This window comes from Bradyrhizobium sp. LTSP849 (assembly GCF_000938255.1).
Lineage (GTDB): Bacteria > Pseudomonadota > Alphaproteobacteria > Rhizobiales > Xanthobacteraceae > Bradyrhizobium.
Genome location: NZ_JYMR01000018.1, coordinates 135,001 through 153,032 on the forward strand (window position 1 = coordinate 135,001; position 18,032 = coordinate 153,032).

Here is an 18,032-nt window from a genome sequence, read left to right on the forward strand (position 1 = left end):
TCCAGCAAGCCGCGGCCGCCGTGGCGAGAGTCCCGTAGGGTGGGCAAAGCGACTTATCCGCCGTAGCTCGAAGAGCGAAGGCGGAAGCGTGCCCACCACTTCTGTCCCAGCCAACGAGATGGTGGGCACGGCGCTTCTCGCGCCTCTGCCCACCCTACGATAGCCGCGCTTGCCTTTCGTATCCGCATCACAAACAAAAATCCCCGGAGACACCTCCGGGGCTTTCGTCGTCTCCCGTCTTGCGAGCCGTTCACCGCCTCACGTCTTGGTCCGCATCCGCGCCATGAAGCCGTCGAAGCTCAGCTCGGCCACCTGGGTCCAGGGCAGCGAGTCATTGCGATACGCCATCATGCTCGCATGCATCTTGCCGAAATGCGGGTTGGTCTTGGAGAGATCGGCGTAGATCTCGTTGGCCGTGGCGTAGCAGGCTTCCAGCACTTCCTGCGGAAAGCCCCTGAGAATCGCACCGTTGACGATCAACCGCTTGAGTGCCGGAGCGTTCACCGCATCGTATTTTCCGGTGATCCAGGTGAAGGTGTCACGTGACGCCGCATCGACCGCCGCCTGATAATGCTTGGGCAGCGCGTTCCACTTCTCGATGTTGATGATGTTATGGCCCTGGCTCGTGCCTTCCCACCAGCCGGGATAGTAATAGTACTTCGCGACCTTGGCGAAGCCGAGCTTCTCGTCGTCATAGGGGCCGACCCACTCGGCCGCATCGATGGTGCCTTTTTCCAGCGCCGGATAGATGTCGCCCCCGGCCAGTTGCTGCGGGACACAACCGAGCTTGGCGAGGATCGTGCCGGCAAAACCGCCGATGCGCATTTTCAGGCCCTTGAGATCATCGACGGACTTGATCTCCTTCCTGAACCAGCCGCCCATCTGTGCGCCGGTCGATCCGGTCGGGATGCCGTAGACGTTGTGCTCCTTCAACAGGTCGTTGACGAGATCCTGGCCGCCGCCCCACAGCAGCCATGAAATCTGCTGGCGCGTGTTCAGTCCGAATGGCAGCGCGGTCGCGAACGTAAAGGCGGGGTTCTTGCCCCAATAGTAATAAAGCGCGGTGTTGCCGATCTCGACGGTGCCGTTCGACACGGCGTCGAGAACCTGAAGGCCAGGAACGATCTCGCCCGCTGCGAAGGGCTGGATCTGGAATTTGTTGTCGGTGATATCGGCGACCTTCTTGCAGAAATATTCGCAGCCGCCGTAGAGCGTATCGAGCGCCTTGGGCCAGCTCGTGGCGTACCGCCATCTGACCTCGGGCGCCGACTGCGCGATCGCAGGCGCTGCGACGGCGGTGCTTGCAGCCAGGCTGCCGCCTGTCACTTTCAGGAAATCACGACGTTTCATGCGTACCCTCCGTGATGCCGATGTCTCGACCAGGGAACGATCTTGGTGTCGTCTTTCGTCGTCGATGATCGACGTTGTTGTCTGAGACTTGTGAGCGTTTCCGAAAAGGCCCTGATGGGCTCTTGTTGTTGGAATTCCGATCATTGCGGTTCCGAGAGCGAGGATGACCGGGCGTTGTGCGATAATCAAGCCTGCTGCCGTCCTCGCAGGTGCGAACGCTGGACAGACGCAAGTCGGACAACCCGCGATTTGCTATTCGATTGGGCAACAACAAGGGAGGCAACAAATGGCCGCCAGGAAAATCGTGGTCGCCGGCGCAACAGGTCTCGTCGGCAATGCCGCCTTGCGACACTTCGGCGCAGTGGGCGGTTGCGATGTTATCGCCCTGTCGCGGCGGAAGCCGCGCGATCTCTATGGCGCCCGCTACGTTCCGATCGACCTGACGAATGAAGCGGATTGCCGCCGCGCCGCGGCGGAGCTGCGGGACGCAACGCATCTGGTCTACGCCGCGCTTTACGAAGCGCCGCAGTTGGTCGATGGCTGGCGCGACCCGCAGCAGATCAGGACCAACGATCTGATGCTGCGCAACCTGATGGGCGCGCTCGAGCCCATGGCGCCCGACCTCAAGCATGTGGCGCTGCTGCAGGGCACCAAGGCTTATGGCGTTCACGTTCGCCCCTTGACGGTGCCGGCACGCGAGGGGCGCTCGGAAATGTACGAGCAGCCCAACTTCTATTGGGCGCAGGAGAACTTCCTGCGCGAGCTGCAGAGAGGCAAGGGCTGGCATTGGAGCATCCTGCGGCCCGTGCTGATCGTAGGTCTCGCCATGGGCGGCGCCATGGATTTGATCCCGCCGCTCGGCGTCTACGCCGCGATGCTGCGCGAGCAGGGCAGGCCGCTCGACTTTCCCGGTGGCGCCGCGCGGGTATCGCAGGCCGTCGATGTCGACCTGCTGGCTCGCGCGATCGCGTGGTCCGGCGAGGCCAGGACGGCACAGAACGAGGCGTTCAACGTCACCAATGGCGACGTCTTCACCTGGGAGAACATCTGGCCCGCGGTGGCGGACGCGCTCGAGATGAAGCCCGGCAAGCCGGTGCCGCTGTCGCTTGCCACGGAGTTTCCCAACTGGGTCGGTCCCTGGGATGCGTTGCGCCGTAAGCATGGACTCGTGTCGCCGGGCTTGGCCGAATTCGTCGGGCTGTCGTTCCAATACGCCGATTACAGCATGCGCTACGGCCAGACCGATTCCGGTCCGCCCTCGATCGTTTCCACGGTGAAGATCAACCGCGCTGGCTTCACCGAGATGATGGACACCGAGGACATGTTCCGGAAGTGGTTCAGGCAGGCCAAGGCAGAGCGGCTGCTTCCCTAAGGCAGACCCAGGTCGGGCATGTCCGGGACCGTTGGCTAGGTCAGCTTGTGCCCCCAAAGCGGAAGCTGCTCCAAGCCGCGTATGGGGGCATTCGCTTCGCTGTCACTCAACGGGAAAATTGAGCAGAGAGGAAACTCTGCGTCTCCTCGACTGCCTTCCTGGCCGCTTCCGCATCGTACTTGAGCCAGTGCCCGTACATTTCCCTGCCGTCGGCGAAAGCCGGAACGCTAAAGGCGTGATAGGCACCGGGATAGACGACCAGCTTAACAGGTGCGCCCCTGTCGGCCCGCCTCTTCATCCAAAGTTCGCAGTCCTTCGCAGGCAACCAGTCGTCGAGTTCGCCGATCAGGATTAATGTGGGAACGATGAGTTCCTCGGAAGCAACGCCGCACCCCGGAAAATAGGCCACCGCGGCCTTGAACTTCAGATCCCGAGGAGCGTCGAATGTTTCCACGTGGTGGGTCGACGCTAATTGCAGCGCAACCGTTGCACCCATCGATCCTCCAAGGACAGCGATACGTTGAGGATCGACAAAAGGAAGTTTGGAAAGATAGGATAGAGCGCCTAAGGCATCACCTTGGCGGGCAAGCATCAGGGCAGGCATCGGTTTGGTGCAGGCGTCCTTGATGCCACGGGTCGCAAAGCTATCGACTGCAAGTGACACATACCCCAAACCGGTCACGGATTGAGCGATGGACTTTCGGTCATCTTTCGAAAGTCCATCGCATCCATGGAGAGACACAATGGCTGCGAATGGGCCGTCGCCCTCAGGTTTCGCGAGGTAGCCCTCGATCGTATCCGCCGCCTTCGGGGCTTCGCCACGCTCGCGCGCCAAGCGCTGTTGGAGCTGGCCAAGGCGGACTGGAGCACTGTCGAACCTGACCAACTCTTGTGCCATGGTGACGGCGTTGGTGCAAACGCACGTAATCAATACTGCTAAACGAAGACATGCTCCGGCTCGTGTGCCCATTTTACCTCGCCCCGTCTTCGTAACAGGGTCAACGTAACAGAGTTATGTCAGTCCATCCAAAGCGTAAATTCAGGACTGCAGACATGCGTCGCTTGAGCCATTGTTAAGCTTGGTACCGCGAAGTCCGTTTTGGCCCTTAGCTGACCTGAGGCGATGTCCGGCTTAAGTCGGCAACGCATCGGATAGCGGACATCGCTCAAGCCGCGCAAATGAATCTCGACTTGCGCGCATGCGGCCTAGCTTTCCTTCGCGAACGCCGCCTCCATCGCTTTTCTTGTCCTGATCGTCTCGTTGTTGGCGTCGAATTCGACGTCGCTCCAGCGCACGATCTCGCCATGGGCGACGTCGTGCTTCAACTTGAGCCGATGCGCCAGCCCGATCGGCAGCGCGTGGGCCTTGAGGCTTGCAGCTGCCGGCACCAGCTTGCCCCACACAGTGTAGCCGCCTTCGCCGTCGAGCATTTCGCCGGCGCGCAGATTGCGCTTTGCCACGGCGGCGACGTCGCCGCGGAAGCCGTAGGGTTGCCCGGTCGGCTCGCCGCGCAGCGCCGCTGACAGCACTGAGATGTTCAGCTCGAGCCCAATCAGATGATAGGGCTTGTACATCGCAGCGAAGCGTCCGCTCGCGTCAGTCTTCAGCCCGTATTGCCGGAAGCAGTCGGCGGCGTAGTCGTTCGGCGCCTCCAGCACGACATAGACGCCCCAGCGCAGATCGCGAAACACCGGCCTTCCGTCGCGCTCGAGGGAGGATACGACTTCCACGACGCCCGATCGCTCCAGCACGCCGCCCTTGTCGCTGGGACGCATGATGTGCGGCAGATCGTCGACGCCGCAGGGTGGAAACAACAATCCGCCTGCGGGCACGTCGAGGCCGCAGGCGTTCGCAATCGCAGCCATCTCGATCGCCGATTTGGTGCCGTCGAGGAAGGAGTTGAACATCTGCGGGTTCATGCCGGCCGACTGCGCTTCGCCGGCGGTGAGGCCGTAATGTTGCCAGACGCCATCCGGCGTCACGTCGTGATAGGCCGGCAGATATTTTGTGCCCTTGCCGGCAGCGACGACGCGAAAGCCGGTGGCGCGGGCCCAGTCGACCATCTCCGCTGTCAACGCCGGCTGGTCGCCATAGGCGAGCGAGTAGACGACGCCAGCCTTGCGCGCTTCTTCGGCGAGCAGGGGGCCGGCCAGCACGTCGGCCTCGACATTGACCATCACGATGTGCTTGCCCGCCGCGATCGCGGCACGCGCATGCCTGATGCCGACGGCCGGATTGCCGGTCGCCTCCACCACCACATCCATCGCGCCGCCGGCAATGGCGCGCGCGCCGTCGTCGGTGAAGACGGTCGCCGCGATCCGTTCGGCGCTCCAGCCGACCGTGCGGCAGGCTTCGCGCGCGCGGTCGCGGTCGATGTCGACGATGATGGGTACCTCCAGCCCCGGCGTGTGCGGCACTTGCGCCAGAAACATCGAGCCGAATTTGCCGGCGCCGATCAGCGCGACGCGGACGGTTTTTCCGGTGGCGGCCCGGGTTTGGAGGAGGCGGAAGAGGTTCATGGGGATGTGTCCGGTGATGATCGTGTCCCGGACGCGGTGCGGCGTGCAACGTTGCTCCGCAGAGCCGGGACCCAGAAAGAAAAACTATCCGTGTGGCGTGGGCCCCGGCTCAGCAGCGCACCGTCGAAGCGACGCTGCGCTGCGTCCGGGGCACGAGAGCATTTTACTCCGCCGCCTGCCGCGGCGCGCGTGCGAGCCGCACCAACGCGTCGTCGTCCACCGTCTTGATCGGCGCAAAATCACGATGCGCGATGTACTCCGGCCGCGTCGGTGTGCGGATGTAGTTCGAGACCGCGTTCAGCGTCAGGTACACGATCTTGCGCGGGTAGGGCGTGATGTTGCCGCTGGAGCCGTGCACGAGATTGCCGTGGAACATCAGCATGCCGCCGGGCTTGCCGGTCGGCGCCACGATGCCGCCCTGCTTGACGAGGCGCGTCACCGTCTCCTCGTCCAGCGTCCACAGCGGATAGGACGTGGTGGCCAGATCATGCGAGGCTTTGAGGTCGCCGGCGTTCTGGCTCTGCGGTACCAGCATCAGGGGGCCGTTGATCGGCATCACCTCGTCGAGGAAGATCGCAATGTTCATCGCGCGCGGCTCCGGCATGCCGTCGTCGCGTTTCCAGGTGCCGTAATCCTGGTGCCACTGCCAGACGTCGCCGGTGAAGGCCGATTTCGCATTGATCTTGAACTGGTGCATGTAGACCTGTTCGCCGAACAGCTGCTCGACCGGATCGATCATGCGCGGATGCGCGCCCAGAATGCCGAACGCCTCGTTGTAGAGATGCGCGGCAAACGCCGTGCGCGGCGCGCCGCTCTTCTCGCGCCAGACTTCCGGCCGATTGGCGTCATAGATGCCGACCGCCTCGCGCGCGAGGAAAGCGACCTCTTCGGGGCTGAACAGCTCGGGCAAAAACAGCCAGCCCTCGCGGTGGAAGAACTCCAATTGTGCCTCGGACAGTTTCATGGTCGTCCTCCTGTTGTTTTGTTTTTGTCATTCCGGGGCGGCGCCTGTGGTTACGCCGCCACCTCGTCCGTCGCCCTCAATCTCTCCTCAGTCATCTGTCCCGCCGTCTGCGCATGCGCGAGCGCCGCGCGTTCTGCGGCCTTCGCATCGCCCGCGAGAATGTGTCCGGCAATATCAGCGTGTTCGGCCCAGGCGCTGCCGCGATAGTCCAGCTCCGACAGCACGGTCGCCATCGAGCGGCGCATATGCGGCCATTGCGGCGTGATGGTTTCCTCGATCACGGGATTGCCGGCGAGCTGATAGATCGCGCGGTGGAAATCGACGTCGAGCGTGATGAGTTCGGTGAGCGTCGTCTTGCGGTCGATGCGGCGGCCGGCACTGAGCGCCGCCTCGAGCCGCGCGCGTCCCGCTGCATCGCTTGCGGCACGCATCGCTGCGAGCCGTGCGGCCAGCGCATCGATCGCGCCGCGCACCTCGTAGAGCTGACGAATGCGGGAAGGATCGAGCTGGGTGACTTCGAAACCGCGCCGGCCGCTCTCGGCCACGAGTCCCTGCCGGTGCAGCAGATGCAGCGCATGCGACACCGGCTGGCGCGACACGCCGAGCTTGTCGGCGAGCTCGTTCTGCCGGATGCGCTGGCCGGGCTGCAACGTGCGATCGGTGATCGCCTCCAGGATCCGTGCATAGACCTGGTCGATCAGGTTCGGGAGCGGGTCGAGAGGGATCACGCCGGCAGCTCCAACAGACCTCGGAAAGGGAATACGGAATTCCGTATTCGAAGCTACGGCGTGAGAGTAGGAGCGTCAAGAACTACCTGAATACCGTGCATGTTGCCGTTTGAGGATCGGCTAAGCTATTGATATTACTTGGGCCGTCTACTGTGCATGGGGTTGTTTTCGAGAAAATGCGTCTCGCCTAGTCCGCCAGAAACGCGCTCACCGCCTCGCCATATTCCAGCGGCGCCTGTTCGAATATCCAGTGCCCGGCATTCGTAATCACCGCCGTCTTGGCGCCGACAACGTGCTCGGCCAGCACGCGCCACATCACCGACAGGCTGCCGGTGGTTGCGCCGCCGCCGATCAGCAGCGTCGGCGTCCTGATCGCCTGCGCGTCAGCGAGCGTGTAGGGCTTTCGCTGCTCGTTGATCTGGCCGAGGAAGGTGATGGCGTTGTCGCGCAACTGCTGCTTTGCGGCGGCCGGCACGCGCCGCCACGAGCCATCGCCCTCAATGCCTTCGTAGAAATTTTGCAGCGCGCCCTCGATGTCGCCGGCGCGGATCATCTCGACCGAGCGCGCGGTGCGCGCGGCCAAGGGTGGATGCGCGGGTGTGCCTGCGGGGATCGGCAGGCTGGCATCGAGATCGCCGCCGGGTTCGGCCAGCACCAGCTTGCGCAACAGATCCGGCCGCGCTTGGGCCACGCGAAACGCGATGTGTCCGCCGCGCGAATGCCCCATCAGGTCGACCGGCCCGGGCCTGACCTGTTCGATGAAGGCGATCACGTCAGCGACGTGTTGCGCCATCTTGTAATCGTCGCCGACGGCGTCCCATTGCTCGGGAAAGAAGTGTCGCAGGCTGACCGAGATCACCCGATGCGCCTTCGACAGCGGGCCGAGCACGGAGTACCAGGTGCGGAAATCGCCGAGCGTGCCGTGCACGCAGACCAGCGGCGGCCCGTCTCCGACTTCGAGATAGGCCATATCGTAACCATTGACGCGAAATGTCTGCATGCTCAGCCCGCCAGAAAATCCAGGACCACTTCAGAGTATTTTTGCGGCGCCTGCTCGAACATCGGATGCGTCGCGTTCGGGATGATCGCCGTCTTGGAATAGGGCACGTGCGCAGCGAGCGCGTGCAACACTTTCGGCAGCAGACCCTTGGTCCGCGCGCCCAGGATGAACAGCGTCGGCATCAGAATCGATTCCGCATCCGCCTTGGAGAAGGGCAGGCGATTGTCGCGGACCTGCCCGATCAGCGTGAAGGCGTTGTCGCGCAAATTCTGCTTCACCATCGCCGGCAGCCGCGGCCAGGTGCCGGGTCCCTCCAGTGTGTCGACGAAGACAGCGAGGCCGCCATCGACATCGCCGGCTGCGATCTTCTCGGCGGACGCCGTGAAGCGCGCCAGCAGCGGCGAGGGGCCGCCAGCATAGTCGGGATCGAGGCTCGCATCGAGCTCGCCGCCGGGCTCGGCCAGGACCAGCCGCCGCAACAGTTCCGGCCGCCGCTGCGCCACACGGAAGCAGATATGCCCACCGCGGGAATGGCCCATCAAATCGACCGGGCCGAGGTCGAGTGTCTCGATGAAGGCGATGACGTCGTCGACGTGCTGCGCAATCGAATAGGTGTCCCCGATGCCGTCCCAGCGCTCCGGGAAGAAGTGGCGCAGGCTGACGCTGATGATCCGATGCCGCTGTGTCAGCGGTCCGAGCACGCAGCCCCAGACGCGGAAGTCGTTGAGCGAGCCGTGCACACAGACCAGCGGCGGGCCGCCCTTGTCCTCGCCCACGTCGAGATAGGGCATGTCGTAACCGTTGACGTGGAGGCTTTGCATTCTGGGCTCGCGAGAAGGGGAGGCGGAACTCCTGTGCAAGATTCCCGGAAACCGGGTGGATCGCAACTATTTCCAAGTCTACATTTGGCCCGAGATCACATTGGGGGCATGCGACGGGGACGCAAAGCCAGGAACCGAGCCATGACCGACCAGCATTTTACCCTGTTCGAGACCAAGATCGGCCTATGCGCCATCGCCTGGGGCCCGCGCGGCATCAACGGCGTGCAGCTGCCGATGGGTGGCGAGCAGAAGATCCGCACCCGCATCACCCAGCGCCATGCCGAGGCCAGCGAGGCGGAGCCCACGGCCGAGGTGCGAGAGGCGATCAACCGCATCGTGAAGATGCTTGCGGGCGAGCCGGATGACCTCATCGACATCCCGCTCGATCTCGATGGAGTGCCCGACTTCAACCGCGGCGTCTACGAGATCGCCCGTACCATCCCGCCCGGCAAGACCATGACCTATGGCGACATCGCCAAACGCCTCGGCGGTGTCCAGCTGTCGCGCGATGTCGGCCAGGCGCTCGGGCACAACCCGTGCCCGATCGTGGTGCCCTGCCACCGCGTGCTGGCGGCGGGCAACAAGCCCGGCGGGTTCTCGGCGAATGGCGGCGTGGTGACGAAGCTGAAGATGCTCGAGATCGAGGGCGCGTTGGTGAACCACACGCCAAGTTTGTTTGATTGAGTCTTGAGCGCTAAATCTTCGCCGCCGTCTTCGGCCAATATTTGTCGCGCAGATGCCGCTTCACCAGCTTGCCGGTCGGCGTGCGCGGCAACTCGGCTTCGAAATCGACCGAACGCGGGCACTTGATGCCGGAGAGGCGGCTCTTGCAGAAGGCGATCAAATCGGCTTCGAGCGCCTTGCCGGCGCGCTTCGGGTCGTGCGGCTGGACCACCGCCTTCACCTCTTCGCCCATTTCCTCGTTCGGCACGCCGAACACGGCGACGTCGGCCACTTCTGGATGGGTGATGAGAACGTCCTCGGTCTCCTGCGGGTAGATGTTCACCCCGCCCGAGATGATCATGTAGGACTTGCGGTCGGTGAGGAAGAGGAAGCCATCCTTGTCGAGATAGCCGACGTCGCCGAGCGTCGACCATCCCTTTGCGTTGTATGCCTTCTTCGTCTTCTCGGGATCGTTGTGATAGGTGAACGCCGGCGCGTCGGCGAAGTACACCGTGCCGATTTCACCTAGCGGCTGTTCCTCGTCGCTCTCGTCCAGAATCTTGATCTTGCCGACCACGGCCCGGCCGACGCTGCCGCGGTGCTCCAGCCATTGCTGTGAGTTGCAGACGGTGACGCCGTTACCCTCTGAGCCCGCGTAATACTCGATCAGGATCGGTCCCCACCATTCGATCATCTTTGCCTTGACGTCGACCGGGCAGGGCGCGGCGGCGTGGATCGCGCCTTTCAGCGTCGAGACGTTGTACTTCGTGCGGACCTCGTCCGGCAGCTTCAGTATGCGCACGAACATCGTCGGTACCAGCTGCGACTGCGTGATCTTATACGTCTCGACCAGCTTCAAGAACTCCTCGGCGTCAAAATGCTCCATGATGATGGAGGTGCCGCCGAGCACGATCGCCATCATATTGAAGCGCAAGGGAGCCGCGTGATAGAGCGGCGCGGGCGAGAGATATGTGCTCTCCGAATTCATGCCGCACATGTCGGCGCAGAGCACGCGGAGGAAGGCGTTTGGCACGTCGATCTTGTTGCCCTCGAACGCCTTCTTGATTCCTTTCGGGCGCCCGGTGGTGCCCGACGAATACAGCATGTCATAGCCGGCGACCTCGTCCGCGACCGGTGTGGTCGGTTGCGCCGCTGCTTCCTTGTCGTAGGAGCGGAAGCCGGGCAGAGGATCGTCGACCATGTAGAAGATCGGTTCGTTCGGCGTGCCTTTGATCAGGCCCTTGATCTGGTCGGCGCATTTCGGCGTGGTGATCACGACCTTGGCGCCGCAATCGGCGATGATGTAGTCGATCTCGTCCTGCTTCAGGTAGCGGCTGATCGCAGTATAATAGAGCCCGCTGCGCTGCGCGGCCCAGCAGATTTCCATGAAAGCGAGGCGGTTCTCCATCAACAGCGCGATGTGGTCGCCGGCCTTCAGGCCGAGCGAGCGGAACAGGTTTGCGCCCTGGTTCGAGAGCTCGTCGAGTTCGCGATAGGTGATGGCCTTGCCGGTGGAGGCCATCTGGTAGGCGATCTTGTCGGGCGTGGTTTTTGCGTAGACGGAGGGGTGAGTCATGGCGGAGCTCTCGTAACAGAACAGGTGTCATCCCGGCGAAGGCCGGGATCCATAACCACAGGCCGTCGTTTGGCGGGAGATCGCGGTTCGGTACTGCGACCGACCACAATCGATGGACCTCGCGGTATGGGTCCCGGCCTTCGCCGGGACGACACCTTTAACGAGGCAACAGCTTACAGCCGCTCGACGATCGTCACGTTCGCCATGCCGCCGCCTTCGCACATGGTCTGAAGGCCATAGCGCTTGCCGCGCTGCTGGAGTGCGTGCACCAGCGTCGTCATCAGCTTGGTGCCGGAGCCGCCAAGGGGATGGCCGAGCGCGATGGCGCCGCCGTTGACATTGAGGCGCTCTGGATCGGCACCGGTGGTCTTGAGCCACGCGGTCGGCACCGAGGCGAAGGCTTCGTTGACCTCGAACAGGTCGATATCGTCGATCGTCATGCCGGCCTTCTCCAGTGCGCGCTTGGTGGCGTGCAGCGGTGCGTCGAGCATGATCACGGGATCGCCGCCCATCATGGTCATGTGATGAATGCGCGCCAAGGGCTTCACGCCGAGCTGCTTCAACCCGCGCTCGTTCACCACCATGACGCCGGAGGCGCCGTCGCAGATCTGGCTGGCGCTGGCCGCGGAGAGCTTGCCGTTCTCCGCGATCAGCTTGACACCCTTGATGCCGTCGAGCGTGGCGTCGAAGCGGATGCCTTCGTCGATGTGGTGGGTGTCCTTGGAGCCGTCAGCGCGGGTGATTCCGAGCGGCACGATCTCCTTCTTGAAGTGACCGGCTTGCGTCGCCGCGATCGCGCGCTGGTGGCTGTTGTAGGAGTATACGTCGAGCTCGTTCTTGGAGAGGCCGTACTTCTCGGCCATCATCTCCGCGCCGGTGAACTGGCTGAACACGATGTTCGGATAGCGGTGCTCGATGCCCGCGCTCTTGTAATTGCCAAAGCCGTTCTTGGCTGGGAGCTGCGATGACAGGCCCATCGGCACGCGCGTCATCGATTCCACGCCGGCGGCAATCACCACGTCCATCGCGCCCGACATCACGGCTTGAGCTGCGAAGTGCAGCGCCTGCTGCGAGGAGCCGCACTGACGATCGATCGACGTGCCCGGCACGCTCTCCGGCAGTTTCGAGGCCATGATCGCGTTGCGCGCGACGTTGTTGGACTGCTCGCCGACCTGCATGACGCAGCCCATGATCACGTCCTCGACCAGGGCAGGATCGACCTTGGTGCGGTCGACCAGCTCGTCCAGCACTTTTGCGGCGAGATCGGCCGGATGCCAGCCGGCGAGGCGGCCCCCCTTGCGCCCGCCGGCGGTACGCGCAGCGGCGACGATGTAAGCCTCGGCCATTTCGGTCTCTCCCTGGATTGTTCTGTATCGAATTGGGTTGTCGGCACGGATTTAAGAGGTGGCCGATCGTTTAGTCAATCGATCAATTAACTCTTGTGGGGAGGCACTGCTTGGGCTTATCTGCGCGCCTCTTGAGGCGCACATCAGGGATCTCCGTGACTACCAGCGTACCGAACAGGCTCCCCAGCGGAAAGAATTCCACGGCAGAGAAATTGCTCGTGGCCGCGAGTGAGCTGATGATCGAACGCTCCTCGATCGAGATCTCGCTGAGCGATATCGCGCAAAAATCCGGCGCCAACGCCGCGCTGGTCAAATATCATTTCGGCAACAAGGACGGCCTGCTGTTGGCGCTGCTCGAGCGCGACGCGGGGACGGAGCTGTCCAATCTCGAATATCTGCTGGCGCAGCCGATCACACCGACCGCGAAGCTGAAGCTGCATATCGGCGGCATCATCCGCGCCTATCACCGGTTTCCCTACATGAACCGGCTGATCCATTATCTCCTGCACGAAAGCGTTGCTGGCTCTGCCGACGAAGTCTCGAAATTCTTCGTGGCGCCGCTCTTGGATTTCCACCGCCGCCTGCTCGCCGAAGGCGTCAGCCGCGGCGAGTTTCGCGCGACAGATCCGGTGCTGTTCTACACCAGCCTGATCGGCGCTTGCGATCACCTCTTCTTCGGCCGGCACGCGATGTCTCGCGCGACCGGCGTCGGCCCGGTCACCGACGAAGTCTGCCGGCAATATATCAAGCATATGGAAACGCTCATCTGCGGCGGCATCCTCACGCAAGTCGAGGAAGCCGCCGCGGCCGGATAATCCGGCCGACGCTCTCAAGTCTAGAGAAGAAACGCCCAAGGAAAGGTAGCTTACGATGCAGTTGAAAGACGTTGCCGTTCTCATCACCGGCGGTGGCTCGGGCCTCGGTGCCGCGACCGCCCGCGCCATGGCCGCCAAGGGCGCCAAGATCGGCGTGATCGACCAGAGCAAGGAAAACGCCGAGAAAGTCGCGGCCGAAGTGAAGGGCGTTGCCCTCCATGCCGACGTCACCGATGAGGACGGCATCAAGGCTGCGATTGCGAAAGCGGAAGCCGCGCACGGCGTCGCACGTGTGCTGATGAACTGCGCCGGCATCGGCGGCTCGCAGCGCATCGTCGGCAAGGACGGTGTCTATCCGCTGGCCAAGTTCGCGCGCATCATCAATGTCAATCTGATCGGCACCTTCAATTGCCTGCGGCTGTTCGCGGAGCGTCTCGTCACGATCGAGCCGATCGGTGAAGAGCGCGGTGTCATCATCAACACGGCGTCGGTCGCTGCCTATGAAGGCCAGATCGGCCAGATCGCCTATGCGGCGTCGAAGGGCGGTGTCGTCGGCCTCACGCTGCCGGCCGCGCGCGATCTCTCCAGCCAGAAAATCCGCGTCAACACCATCGCGCCGGGCCTGTTCCTGACGCCGCTGCTGATGGGCTTGAACGAAGAGGCCCGCAAGAGCCTCGGTGCCCAGGTGCCGCATCCGGCGCGCCTCGGCGACGCCAATGAATATGGTTCGCTCGCGGTGCACATCGTCGAGAATGCGATGCTGAATGGCGAGACCATCCGTCTCGACGGCGCGATCCGTATGGCGCCGCGGTAGGCTCTTCCTTCTCCCCCTGTGGGAGAAGGTGGCGCGCAAAGCGCGCCGGATGAGGGGTTTGCATCCGCGGAGACAGACCCCTCACCCAAGCGGGTATGTAGCTAGCGATGTACATGCCCTCTCCCACAAGGGGAGAGGGCGCAGCAATCGGCGCCGCGACCGCGGCTAGCACGAGGCTCCCATGTCCCAACCGCTGCTGATCGAGCACCACGACGGCGTCGACACCGTGACGCTCAATCGCCCCGAGAGCCTCAACGCGCTTGATCCGGCGCTGATCGATGCGCTGAACGTTTACTTCCAGGGCCTCCAGCGCAACCGCGACACGCGTGTCGTCGTGCTGAAGGGCGCCGGCAAGAATTTCTGCGCAGGGCTCGATCTCAAAGCCGCGATGGCGCGGCGCGCCGGGCAGCAGGAGCCGCCCGGTGTCACCGAGTCCCTGGACTCGCAGCGGCGCATCGCCGACATCGTGATGCTGATGCGGCGCTGTCCGCAGCCGATCCTGGCGCTGGTGCAGGGTGCTGCGGCCGGTGGCGGCTTTGCGCTGGCGCTGGCCTCCGACATCCGCATCGCAACGAAGTCGGCGCGGATGAACTGCGCCTTCATCAAGCTTGGGCTTGGCGGCTGCGACATCGGCACCAGCTATTTTCTGCCACGGCTCGTCGGAGTGTCGGTGGCCTCCGAGCTGATCTTGACGGGACGTTTCATCGGCGCCGAGCGCGCGCTCGCTGTCGGTCTCGTCTCGGAAGTCGTCGATGAGGACAAGCTCGATGCGGCCGCCGAGCCCTATGTCGATGCGATGATCACGGCGTCACCCGTGGGCCTGCGTCTGTCAAAAGAATGTCTCAACATGAGCGTCGATGCCGGATCGCTGGAGGCTGTCATCGCGATGGAAGACCGCAATCAGGTCCTGTGCAGCCGCTCTGAGGAATTCTCAGAAGGCATCAGGGCCTTCCTTGAGAAGCGAAAGCCTGTCTATATCAAGCGCTGAACGACGAAGATCCGCAAAGGACAAGAAATTCCGGGAGACGCAAAATGAGTGGGAACGCGGCGGCGGTGATGACAAAGCCCGCCTTTCGCAAGGTCGAGTGGTTGGCGCGCGACATCGACGTCGAGCGCCGCGCCGACGGCACGGTGGTGCTGAAGTCGCGCATTCCCTTGCAGGCTTACGAGAAGCATCTTCCGGCTTCGCTGGCGAAATGGGCGAAGGAGGCACCCGAGCGCATCTGGCTCGCGCAGCGCGGCGGTCCGAACCGCGAATGGCGCAAGGTCTCCTACGGCGACGCCAAGCGCACCGTCGATGCACTGACGCAGGCGCTGCTGAATCTCAAGCTCGACGGCCGCCCGGTCGCGATCCTCTCCGGCAACTCCATCGAGCATGCGCTGATGACGCAGGCGGCGATGCAGGCGCGTTCGCCGGCCGCCCCCGTGTCGCCGGCCTACTCCTTGATGAGCCACGACCACGTCAAGCTGAGGTACCTGTTCGACCTGATCAAGCCGGCCGTATTGATGGTGCAGGACGGCCCGACCTTCGAGAAAGCATTGAAGGCCCTCGATCTCACCGGCGTCACCGTCGCTCACGTCGTGCGCCCCTGCGACGGCATCACGAGCGTCAGCTTCGGCGAGCTCGCGGCAACGCCGGTGACCGCCGATGTCGAAGCCTCGATCGCGAAGATCACCCCCGATACCGTCGGCAAGCTGCTCTTTACCTCCGGTTCGACCGGCATGCCCAAGGCTGTCATCAACACGCAGGAGATGATGTGCGCCAACGCGGCGCAGATGATGCAGGTGCGGCCGCGCACCGCGGGCGGACCGCTGGCCACCGTGCTCGACTGGATGCCGTGGAATCACACCATGGGCGGCAATGCCGCGTTCCATCCGGTGCTGGTCGATGGCGGCACGCTCTATATCGACGACGGCCGGCCGATGCCGGGCCAGCTCGAAGAGACCATCAAGAACCTTCGCGAGATCTCGCCGACCTATTACGCCAATGTGCCGGCCGGCTATGCCGCGCTTGCGGCGGCGATGGAGAAGGACGATGCGCTGTGCCGCTCCTTCTTCAAGAACCTCTCGATCATGGCCTATGGCGGCGCACGGCTGCCGGACGATCTCTACGACCGCATGCAGGCGCTGGCCGTCAAGACCACCGGTGAACGCATCGTGTTCTACACCGGCTGGGGTTCGACCGAGACCGCGCCGACCTCGACAGGCACCTATTGGGACACCGAGCGTGTCGGCCTGATCGGTCTGCCGTTCCCCGGCGTCGAGTTGAAGATGGTACCGTGCGGTTCGAAATACGAGCTGCGCCTGCGCGGCGTCAACGTCACGCCCGGCTATTTCGGCCAGCCTGACCTGACCAAGAAGATGTTCGACGAGGAAGGTTATTACTGCATCGGCGATGCCGGCATTTTCGTCGACGATGCCGATCCGGTGAAGGGCATCATCTTTGCGGGGCGTGTCGTCGAGGATTTCAAGCTCACCACCGGCACCTTCGTGCATGTCGGCTCGCTGCGCACCGACGCGATCGCGGCTGCGACACCCGTCGTGCATGATGCGCTGGTCGCGGGACAGGATCTTCCCTTTATCGGTCTGCTTGCTTGGCCGAACCTGCATGCCTGCCGCCAGCTCGTCGGTAATCCCGATCTGAGTTTTGAGGATGCGGTGAAGCACCCCGAGGTGATCGTGTGTTTCAAACGCGGGCTGGAAGCTCATAACAAAGCATGCGAAGGCGCCAGCAGCCGCATCATTGTGCGCGCCATGCTGATGGCCGAGCCGCCCTCGATCGACGGCAACGAGCTCACCGACAAGGGCTACATCAATCAGCGCGCCGGCCTCGAACGCCGCGCCGCGCTGGTGGAGCGGCTCTATGCCGATAAGCCGGACCAGGACGTCATCATTCTCAATTAATCGACATCATCAAAACGGACACGCGCCATGAACTTCGATTTCTCCGACGACCAGAAACAGCTCCGTGACCAGGCGCGCAAATTCCTCACCGAAAAATGTTCGCCCAAGGCGGTGCGCGTCGTCCTCGACGGCAAGGCGCTCTATGACAAGGAGTTGTGGAAGGGCCTCGCTGAGATGGGTTTTCTCGGCGTCGCGATCCCCGAGGAGTTCGGCGGCGCTGGCGCCGGTCATCTCGAGCTTTGCGTGATCGCGGAGGAGATGGGCCGGGCGAACGCGCCGGTGCCGTTCTCCTCGACCGTCTATCTTGCCGCCGAAGCACTGCTGCTCGCCGGCAGCGACGCGCAGAAGAAGAAATGGCTGCCGGCGATTGCGTCGGGTGAGGCGATCGGCACGCTGGCGCTGTTCGAGGGCAAGGGCAATCCATCGCCGAAGAACGTCAAGCTTGCGGCGGCTGGCGGTGTACTTAACGGCGTCAAGAAGCCGGTCGCGGATGGCGCGATTGCCAATTTCGCGGTCGTTGCCGCGCGCACTGGATCGGGCGGCCGTGACAGCGACATCTCGCTGTTCCTGGTCGATCTCAGGGCTGGTGGGGTAGAGGTCAAAAACCTCACCAATCTCGATCCGACCCGTGGCCAGGCCGAGATCACGTTCAAGGATTGCAAGGCGGAGCCACTGGGTGCTGCCGGTGAAGGCTGGAGCATCCTGACTCAAGTGCTCGACCGCGCCGCGGTGCTGTGCGCCTTCGAGCAGGTCGGCGGCTCCGATCGCGCCCTGGAGATAGGCCGCGACTACGCGCTCGATCGCATCGCCTTCGGCCGCCAGATCGGCTCGTTCCAGGCGGTGAAGCACATGCTCGCGGACATGTACGTGTCGGCGACGCTGGCGCGCTCCAACAGCTATTACGGCGCCTGGGCGCTCTCGACCAACGCGTCCGAGTTGCCGGAAGCGGCAGCCGCCGCGCGCATCAGCGCGACGCAGGCGTTCCAGCACTGCGCCAAGAACAACATCCAGGTTCACGGCGGCATGGGTTTCACCTGGGAGTTCGACTGCCACATGTACTATCGCCGCGCCAACGCCATGGCGCTCGGGCTCGGCAGCCTGTCCTATTGGGAAGACCAGTTGATCGACCGCATGCGCAAGAAGAACGCGGCGTAAGCGA

General features: G+C 63.4%; 16 protein-coding genes. 7 read left to right on the forward strand and 9 right to left on the reverse strand.

What is annotated here, in order from left to right; translation table 11 throughout:
* Positions 1–258 precede the first annotated feature (258 nt).
* Positions 259–1,350 (reverse strand): TRAP transporter substrate-binding protein, encoded by a 1,092-nt coding sequence (locus tag UB31_RS14125; protein ID WP_045004128.1) that lies wholly within the window; start codon positions 1,348–1,350, stop codon positions 259–261.
* A 286-nt stretch (positions 1,351–1,636) separates the two neighbouring features.
* Here UB31_RS14125 and UB31_RS14130 point away from each other — a divergent pair, with 286 nt between their 5' ends.
* Positions 1,637–2,722 carry an SDR family oxidoreductase gene (locus tag UB31_RS14130; RefSeq protein WP_045011243.1) on the forward strand — a complete coding sequence of 362 codons (1,086 nt, stop codon included), beginning with the start codon at positions 1,637–1,639 and terminating at the stop codon, positions 2,720–2,722.
* Positions 2,723–2,828: 106 nt separating this feature from the next.
* Here the strand turns inward: UB31_RS14130 and UB31_RS14135 are convergent, their stop codons facing one another.
* From UB31_RS14135 to UB31_RS14160, 6 genes are all read right to left on the reverse strand, one after another.
* Positions 2,829–3,620, reverse strand: coding sequence for a dienelactone hydrolase family protein (locus tag UB31_RS14135; RefSeq protein ID WP_245305990.1), 792 nt, complete (start codon positions 3,618–3,620; stop codon positions 2,829–2,831).
* Between the two features lie 308 nt (positions 3,621–3,928).
* Complete coding sequence (locus tag UB31_RS14140; protein ID WP_045011245.1) at positions 3,929–5,242, reverse strand: NAD(P)H-dependent oxidoreductase; 1,314 nt, start codon at positions 5,240–5,242, stop codon at positions 3,929–3,931.
* A 163-nt stretch (positions 5,243–5,405) separates the two neighbouring features.
* Positions 5,406–6,206, reverse strand: a complete 801-nt coding sequence (locus UB31_RS14145; protein ID WP_045011246.1) for a phytanoyl-CoA dioxygenase family protein — start codon at positions 6,204–6,206, stop codon at positions 5,406–5,408.
* Positions 6,207–6,256: 50 nt separating this feature from the next.
* A complete protein-coding gene (locus UB31_RS14150) occupies positions 6,257–6,934 on the reverse strand; it encodes a GntR family transcriptional regulator (RefSeq protein ID WP_045011247.1) in 678 nt (225 codons plus the stop codon).
* A 187-nt stretch (positions 6,935–7,121) separates the two neighbouring features.
* On the reverse strand, positions 7,122–7,934 hold the full coding sequence (locus UB31_RS14155; RefSeq protein ID WP_045011248.1) for an alpha/beta fold hydrolase: 813 nt from the start codon (positions 7,932–7,934) through the stop codon (positions 7,122–7,124).
* A gap of 2 nt (positions 7,935–7,936) precedes the next feature.
* Positions 7,937–8,755 (reverse strand): alpha/beta fold hydrolase, encoded by an 819-nt coding sequence (locus tag UB31_RS14160; protein ID WP_045011249.1) that lies wholly within the window; start codon positions 8,753–8,755, stop codon positions 7,937–7,939.
* 141 nt (positions 8,756–8,896) lie between these two features.
* On the opposite strand from UB31_RS14160, the gene UB31_RS14165 reads away from it, so the two are divergent.
* Positions 8,897–9,439 carry a methylated-DNA--[protein]-cysteine S-methyltransferase gene (locus UB31_RS14165; RefSeq protein WP_045011250.1) on the forward strand — a complete coding sequence of 181 codons (543 nt, stop codon included), beginning with the start codon at positions 8,897–8,899 and terminating at the stop codon, positions 9,437–9,439.
* A 10-nt stretch (positions 9,440–9,449) separates the two neighbouring features.
* On the opposite strand, the gene UB31_RS14170 is transcribed toward UB31_RS14165, so the two are convergent.
* Entirely contained in the window at positions 9,450–10,994 is a 1,545-nt protein-coding gene (locus tag UB31_RS14170; RefSeq protein WP_045011251.1) for an acyl-CoA synthetase, read from the reverse strand.
* Between the two features lie 173 nt (positions 10,995–11,167).
* Positions 11,168–12,340, reverse strand: a complete 1,173-nt coding sequence (locus tag UB31_RS14175; protein ID WP_045011252.1) for an acetyl-CoA C-acetyltransferase — start codon at positions 12,338–12,340, stop codon at positions 11,168–11,170.
* 236 nt (positions 12,341–12,576) lie between these two features.
* Here UB31_RS14175 and UB31_RS14180 point away from each other — a divergent pair, with 236 nt between their 5' ends.
* From UB31_RS14180 to UB31_RS14200, 5 genes are all read left to right on the forward strand, one after another.
* Entirely contained in the window at positions 12,577–13,155 is a 579-nt protein-coding gene (locus UB31_RS14180) for a TetR family transcriptional regulator (protein ID WP_245305494.1), read from the forward strand.
* A gap of 55 nt (positions 13,156–13,210) precedes the next feature.
* The gene (locus tag UB31_RS14185) at positions 13,211–13,969 is read left to right on the forward strand and encodes an SDR family NAD(P)-dependent oxidoreductase (RefSeq protein ID WP_045011253.1); all 759 of its coding nucleotides are present in this window, start codon (positions 13,211–13,213) and stop codon (positions 13,967–13,969) included.
* Positions 13,970–14,150: 181 nt separating this feature from the next.
* Positions 14,151–14,957: an enoyl-CoA hydratase/isomerase family protein gene (locus UB31_RS14190; RefSeq protein ID WP_045011254.1), complete on the forward strand. Its 807-nt coding sequence runs from the start codon at positions 14,151–14,153 to the stop codon at positions 14,955–14,957.
* Positions 14,958–15,001: 44 nt separating this feature from the next.
* Positions 15,002–16,873, forward strand: a complete 1,872-nt coding sequence (locus UB31_RS14195) for an AMP-binding protein (protein ID WP_045011255.1) — start codon at positions 15,002–15,004, stop codon at positions 16,871–16,873.
* Between the two features lie 27 nt (positions 16,874–16,900).
* The gene (locus tag UB31_RS14200) at positions 16,901–18,028 is read left to right on the forward strand and encodes an acyl-CoA dehydrogenase family protein (protein ID WP_045011256.1); all 1,128 of its coding nucleotides are present in this window, start codon (positions 16,901–16,903) and stop codon (positions 18,026–18,028) included.
* Positions 18,029–18,032: the final 4 nt, after the last annotated feature.

Coding starts and splice junctions, on each gene's coding strand:
- UB31_RS14125 (WP_045004128.1), bottom strand. CDS start 1,350: ATGAAACGTCGTGATTTCCTGAAAGTGACAGGCGGCAGCCTGGCTGCA.
- UB31_RS14130 (WP_045011243.1), top strand. CDS start 1,637: ATGGCCGCCAGGAAAATCGTGGTCGCCGGCGCAACAGGTCTCGTCGGC.
- UB31_RS14135 (WP_245305990.1), bottom strand. CDS start 3,620: ATGGCACAAGAGTTGGTCAGGTTCGACAGTGCTCCAGTCCGCCTTGGC.
- UB31_RS14140 (WP_045011245.1), bottom strand. CDS start 5,242: ATGAACCTCTTCCGCCTCCTCCAAACCCGGGCCGCCACCGGAAAAACC.
- UB31_RS14145 (WP_045011246.1), bottom strand. CDS start 6,206: ATGAAACTGTCCGAGGCACAATTGGAGTTCTTCCACCGCGAGGGCTGG.
- UB31_RS14155 (WP_045011248.1), bottom strand. CDS start 7,934: ATGCAGACATTTCGCGTCAATGGTTACGATATGGCCTATCTCGAAGTC.
- UB31_RS14160 (WP_045011249.1), bottom strand. CDS start 8,755: ATGCAAAGCCTCCACGTCAACGGTTACGACATGCCCTATCTCGACGTG.
- UB31_RS14165 (WP_045011250.1), top strand. CDS start 8,897: ATGACCGACCAGCATTTTACCCTGTTCGAGACCAAGATCGGCCTATGC.
- UB31_RS14170 (WP_045011251.1), bottom strand. CDS start 10,994: ATGACTCACCCCTCCGTCTACGCAAAAACCACGCCCGACAAGATCGCC.
- UB31_RS14175 (WP_045011252.1), bottom strand. CDS start 12,340: ATGGCCGAGGCTTACATCGTCGCCGCTGCGCGTACCGCCGGCGGGCGC.
- UB31_RS14180 (WP_245305494.1), top strand. CDS start 12,577: ATGATCGAACGCTCCTCGATCGAGATCTCGCTGAGCGATATCGCGCAA.
- UB31_RS14185 (WP_045011253.1), top strand. CDS start 13,211: ATGCAGTTGAAAGACGTTGCCGTTCTCATCACCGGCGGTGGCTCGGGC.
- UB31_RS14190 (WP_045011254.1), top strand. CDS start 14,151: ATGTCCCAACCGCTGCTGATCGAGCACCACGACGGCGTCGACACCGTG.
- UB31_RS14195 (WP_045011255.1), top strand. CDS start 15,002: ATGAGTGGGAACGCGGCGGCGGTGATGACAAAGCCCGCCTTTCGCAAG.
- UB31_RS14200 (WP_045011256.1), top strand. CDS start 16,901: ATGAACTTCGATTTCTCCGACGACCAGAAACAGCTCCGTGACCAGGCG.